Genomic DNA, 4732 nt, shown 5'->3' with positions numbered 1-4732 from the left:
CTGCAAGGTAGGGCAACACTGGAGCACGTCCTAAGCACCAGTCAGCTGAAGGAGGGATGCGCTCGGCCTTCGAAGCCGCCCAGCCACAGCAGAAAGGGCGCTCGCCAGGAGCGCCCCTTCCAACTTGCTGTGCAGAATTGCCGTACAGAATTGCTTGTCCAGCGTTTACTGCGCCGCGAGCGCCGACACGCTGAACTCGTTGAAGACGACCTCCAAGGGGCCCATGGGATCGTTGCGGCGCGAGGCCATGATGCCTGCGGCACTGTCGCCGGTCACCAGCGCGCTGGTGAGCTGCACACCGCCATCAGTCACCTGCTGAAAGTCACCACCGTCGACGCTGTAGTAACCCGTGGCGGTGCCGTCGGGCTGAACCACCAGTCTGAGGGTGACGGTCGCGCCGGTGGGGATGTTGAAGGCACTGGTGCGCCTCAAACCGGTGGGGCCGTCGACGGTCTCGCCGCCGATCTCGCGGCGAAGCTCGATCTGCGAACTGGTATCGTTAGCCGCACCAACGGCGCTGATCACCACCAGCTTGACGTAGTTGTTCTGATCGCCGGGGAGGCCGAACCAGAGGCCGGCCTGCTGGAAGTTGTTGCCGGGAAAGGCCGGCTTGACGAGGGTGGTCTCGATGACCCGGGCTTCGCCCGTCACATCGACCGGAAGACCGAGGCCGTTCTCGAGGCTGTTGGCTTCTTGAAACTGGAGGCCCTGCTGCGCGGTGATGGTGAGGGTGCCCGCGCCGGTGAACAGGTTCAGGTTGCCGGGGTTGAAGAAGGTGTCGCCACCTTGAACGAGGGTGAAGCCCGTGTTCGCCAGCGTGTCCGGCACGGCCGCATCGAAGGTCAACTCGTCGATCGGCTCGCCGGGCTGGGGAACGGGACCGGGGTCGACGGGAGGGCCTACGGGAGGATTGACGGGGGGATCGACGGGGGGACCGACGGGGGGACCGACGGGGGGATCGACGGGAGGGTCAACGGGAGGATCGACAGGGGGATCGACAGGACCAGCAGTCGGCGTGGCGCTGGCCTCGTCCGACCCAGTCGATTCGCCCACGGCGTTGATCGCGGTCACCTGGTAGTAGTAGGTAGCGGCGGCCGTAGCGGTGGTGTCGGGGTAGGAGGTTTCGGCGAGGTCCGCCGCGATACGGTCGTCCGGTCCGGGGACGAAGCCCTGGGTTTGGCTGCGGTAGACGTTGTAGCCGGTCGCACCGGTGCTGGCACTCCAGCTCAGGTCAACGTTACCGGTTTGTTCATTGTAGTCCGCCGACAGATTTTCAGGCGCAAGCGGCGCGATGGGCGACTCGCCCGGCCCCTGGCAGGCTGCCAGGAAAACGAGCAGCGAGGAGAAGAGGAGGATGCGTTTCACTATCTTTCACTCACCTTTCTTGAGAATGGGAGGGTTAACTCCACAGTGCCTATTGTGTTCATAGAATCCGGATATGTAAAGTGCAAATGACCACTGTACCGAACCGGGAGCCGTGGTCTGTGGGCTCGAGCTCTCCCCAGCGCCCACAGGATATAAAGCCTGTTCCGTATCACCTCCCTTACGTGCCCATCACCGTGCGGGCTCGATATTGGTTATCAGGTAGACGTTGTCGTTGTAGTCGCAGTTGGCGACGCCACCCCCGTCTCCGTCCCCGCAGCCCTCCTGCTCCGGCTGCGCGTCGACGTAGTCCTGGGCGACCAGATAGGCATTGGGGACAGGCGCGCCGCTGCGGTCCTTGACCGGCCACATCCTCACCCCGAGGTTGCCCGACTCGGTCGCGGCGACATTGGTGGTGTAGACCTGGGGGCCGCTCCCCACCCTGATCTCGAAGCGCGCGGGCGGCGAGTTGTAAAGGCGCTGGGCGCGGCGCTCCGGGTTGCCCTGAAGCGGCGGAAAGATGCTCTGGGCGTAATCCGGGTGGTGGAAAAAGCGGGTGTTGGCGCTGCCCAGGTCGAACCAGTCGCTGTAGAGACAGCAGCCGTGAAAGGCCGCCATCTGCCGGACGTAGACGGGTTGGCTGGAGTCGGCGCGGGTCCAGAAGGGCTCGCGGATCTCGTCGCCGGCCAGCGGCGAGTCGCTGCTCTCGACCAGGGGCTCGCCGATGTCGGTGCCATAGCCGAAGACCATGGCGAGCTGCGTCAGCGAGGTCTCGAACACCCACTCCGGCCGCGTCTGCTGGGCGCCCGCCAGCTCCACGGCGGTGTTGGCGCCGCCCGTAGCATTGGAGACGATCGTCATGGTGGCGCGGCGCACCTCCGCGCACTGCTGGGCCTGTTCCCTGCCCGGCGAGCAGAAGGGCGGTACCGGCGCGACGAGCGGGTCACCCTCCTGGTTGGGACCGCCCAGAAAGGTGACCTGGACGTCCTCGAACGCTCCGGCCGCGATGGAAAAGGGCAGGGTCAGGTCCGGGTTCTCCTCGAGGCGAACCGCGAACTGGTCGGCGTGTTGCCCAAAGAAGTCGAAGCCGACGACGACGAGGTCGTCGCCCGCGCCCTCGTTGCGGAGGCGCAAGGTGGCCACGTCCTGGTAGCGCAGGTCGGTCCAGTCCGACTGTTCGGGCCAGTTGTCGGGGATGCTGTCGATGCGGCTAAAGGACAGCCAGTCGTTGAAAAAGCCCGGCTGCAGTTGCCCGTCGGCCACCCCGGCGCGGTTTTCGGTGGTGAGAACCGCGTCGCTCTGCGGCGCCGGCGTGGGTCCGCCCGCGGCGGGCGCGACGTTCGAGATCACGAAGACGTAGTCCTGGAAGTCGCCGTTCCGCCAGTCCTCGAAGGCCAGCAGATAGCTGTTGGCGACCTCTTCCCCGCTCCGGTCCCGGATGGGGTAGACGCGCACGGCGTGGGGAAGCTGAGGCTGGGCGGTGTTCAGGTGGTCCTCTGTGTGGGTGGTGTAGCCGAAGTGCTGGCTTCTCACGTAGACGCCGAAGTCGGCGTCGCCCGGATCGAAGCTGCTCTCACCGCCTGGGACGATGGCCGGATTCAATGTCTGATCCTGCCCTACCTCGATCTGCGCCACCTGGCTGTAGGAGATCACCCCGGCGGACGCGTCGGCGGAGGTGTCGGCCGAGGTGTCGAAGGTGTAGTAGCCGAAGGGAACCAGCTCGTCGGGCGAGTAGCGCGCCACCGGCCGGAGGCCGACCTCACCCGGCCCCGCCCTCCTGAAGCGCGGCACCAGGACCTCGTCGCCGAGCGGCGCGGGATCCTGGCCAAACTCGAGCTCGTCTGAACCGATGTCGATGGTATAGCCCAGGGTAGCGACGACCTCCTGGAGGGTGGGCTCGTCCCTGCCGCCCAGGCCCCTGGCGCTGAGGCCGTAGAGCTCGGCGCTCGCGCCCTCCGCCTGGTCGTCGCCGTGCTCAGCGCCCAACTCGAGCCGGGCGCTGAGGCTGCCTACCTGAGTGTCGGCGGGGGTGAAGGTGAGGTCGAGGCTGAGCTCCGCGCCCGGCTCGAGGACGAAGGGCAAGGCCGGCGCGCCCGACAGGCTAAAGGCAGCGGCGTGCTCACCGCTCAGCTCGAGGCCGTGAAGCTCGGCCGCGGCGTCGCCCTGGTTGCTCAAGGTGAGGCTCTGGGCGGCGCTTACCTCGCCCTGCACGCCGCTAAAGACGAGTTCCGAGGGCTGCGCGGCCAATCGGCCCACACCCGGCTCGCCGCCCGGCTGGGGCATGGCCGAGACGGGCGGCGCCTGCGCGGGCGACTCCCTGCCGGCCGCGTCCACGGCGGTCACGACGTAGTAATAGGTGACGCCGTTGGCGAGCCCCGGATCGAGGTAGCTCGTGGTGGTTTCGGGCTCGAGGGTGAGGCGGTTCGCGGCGGTCATGACGTTGTCCGCGCTGGCGCCGCGGTAGACGTGATAACCCGTAGCGTCACCACTGGCATCCCAACTGAGGCGAACTTCACCGTCGCCGGGAAAGGCCTCGAGATTGGTCGGCGCCGCCGGCGCGCCGCCGGGCTGCTCGGGCAGGCCCCCACACGCCGCTAAGACGAAGAGGAGCAGGCTGAAGGGGGAAAGATTCTTCATAACACGCATTGAACTGGGTTGCCTCCTTGATAGGATCTGGCTTATTGGATCTGGACGAGAAGGGAGCGCTAGGGAAGGAACCGGCGACGCTTTGCCCAGGCGACGAAAGAGAGCGCCCGTTGCGCTCGAGCACATCAACCTCCCGATCATAACGCTGCACTTAGTATGAAGGGTGAGCGTTCCGCTACCGTCCCAGGCGTGCGTTCCGCTGTTTGACGGTACACCCTGTTTACGGCGCGGGGGTGCCCCGGTAGATGCCTTCGGAAAACACCACCGGCCTAACCGCTCCCCCCACATAGACGATCTCTCCGTTGATAAAACCACCCACCCCGGCATTGCGTGGCTCGTCCAAGGAGGTCAGCGGCGCCCAGCGGTCCTGCCGCGGGTCGTAGGCGAATACGCTCGCCACGAATTCCTCATGCGCCTGCTCGCCGCCGACGGTGATGATGCGGCCGTCTATCACCAATGTCGCCGCGGTATGGTGCGAGAGAGGCTGCGGCAAGGACGCGAGTTCCGTCCAGGTATTCGTTTCCGGGTCGTAGCGATGCACCGCGTTCTGGGTCACCGCCTGCTTGCGGGCGCCGTGCTGGCCGCCGATGGCGTAGATCATGCCCTCCAGGGCGACGACGCCCAGGTGATTGCGCGGGTTGGGCAGAGGCTCCAAAGGTTGCCAACCCGCTTCCGGAAGATCCAGGGACAAGACCCAGTGCTCTTGCCTATCCTCGCGTTCGGG

Annotated in this window: 3 protein-coding genes; all 3 read right to left on the bottom strand. The window is 66.3% G+C overall.

The features are described 5' to 3' along the window. Nucleotides 1–165 precede the first annotated feature (165 nt). On the bottom strand, nucleotides 166–1365 hold the full coding sequence (locus M3498_05565; GenBank protein MDQ3458754.1) for a hypothetical protein: 1200 nt from the start codon (nucleotides 1363–1365) through the stop codon (nucleotides 166–168). 189 nt (nucleotides 1366–1554) lie between these two features. Continuing rightward, a complete protein-coding gene (locus M3498_05560) occupies nucleotides 1555–3999 on the bottom strand; it encodes a choice-of-anchor D domain-containing protein (protein MDQ3458753.1) in 2445 nt (814 codons plus the stop codon). Nucleotides 4000–4228: 229 nt separating this feature from the next. Further along, nucleotides 4229–4732 (bottom strand): galactose oxidase (locus tag M3498_05555; protein MDQ3458752.1); only part of this gene is annotated, 504 nt, incomplete at its 5' end.

The sequence above is a fragment of the Deinococcota bacterium genome (genome assembly GCA_030858465.1).
Classification (GTDB): Bacteria; Deinococcota; Deinococci; order Deinococcales; family Trueperaceae; genus JALZLY01.
This window is presented reverse-complemented; position numbering and strand designations above follow the sequence as displayed.

Excerpts from the sequence above, each read along its gene's own strand:
- M3498_05560 (MDQ3458753.1), bottom strand. The coding sequence starts at position 3,999 with ATGAAGAATCTTTCCCCCTTCAGCCTGCTCCTCTTCGTCTTAGCGGCG.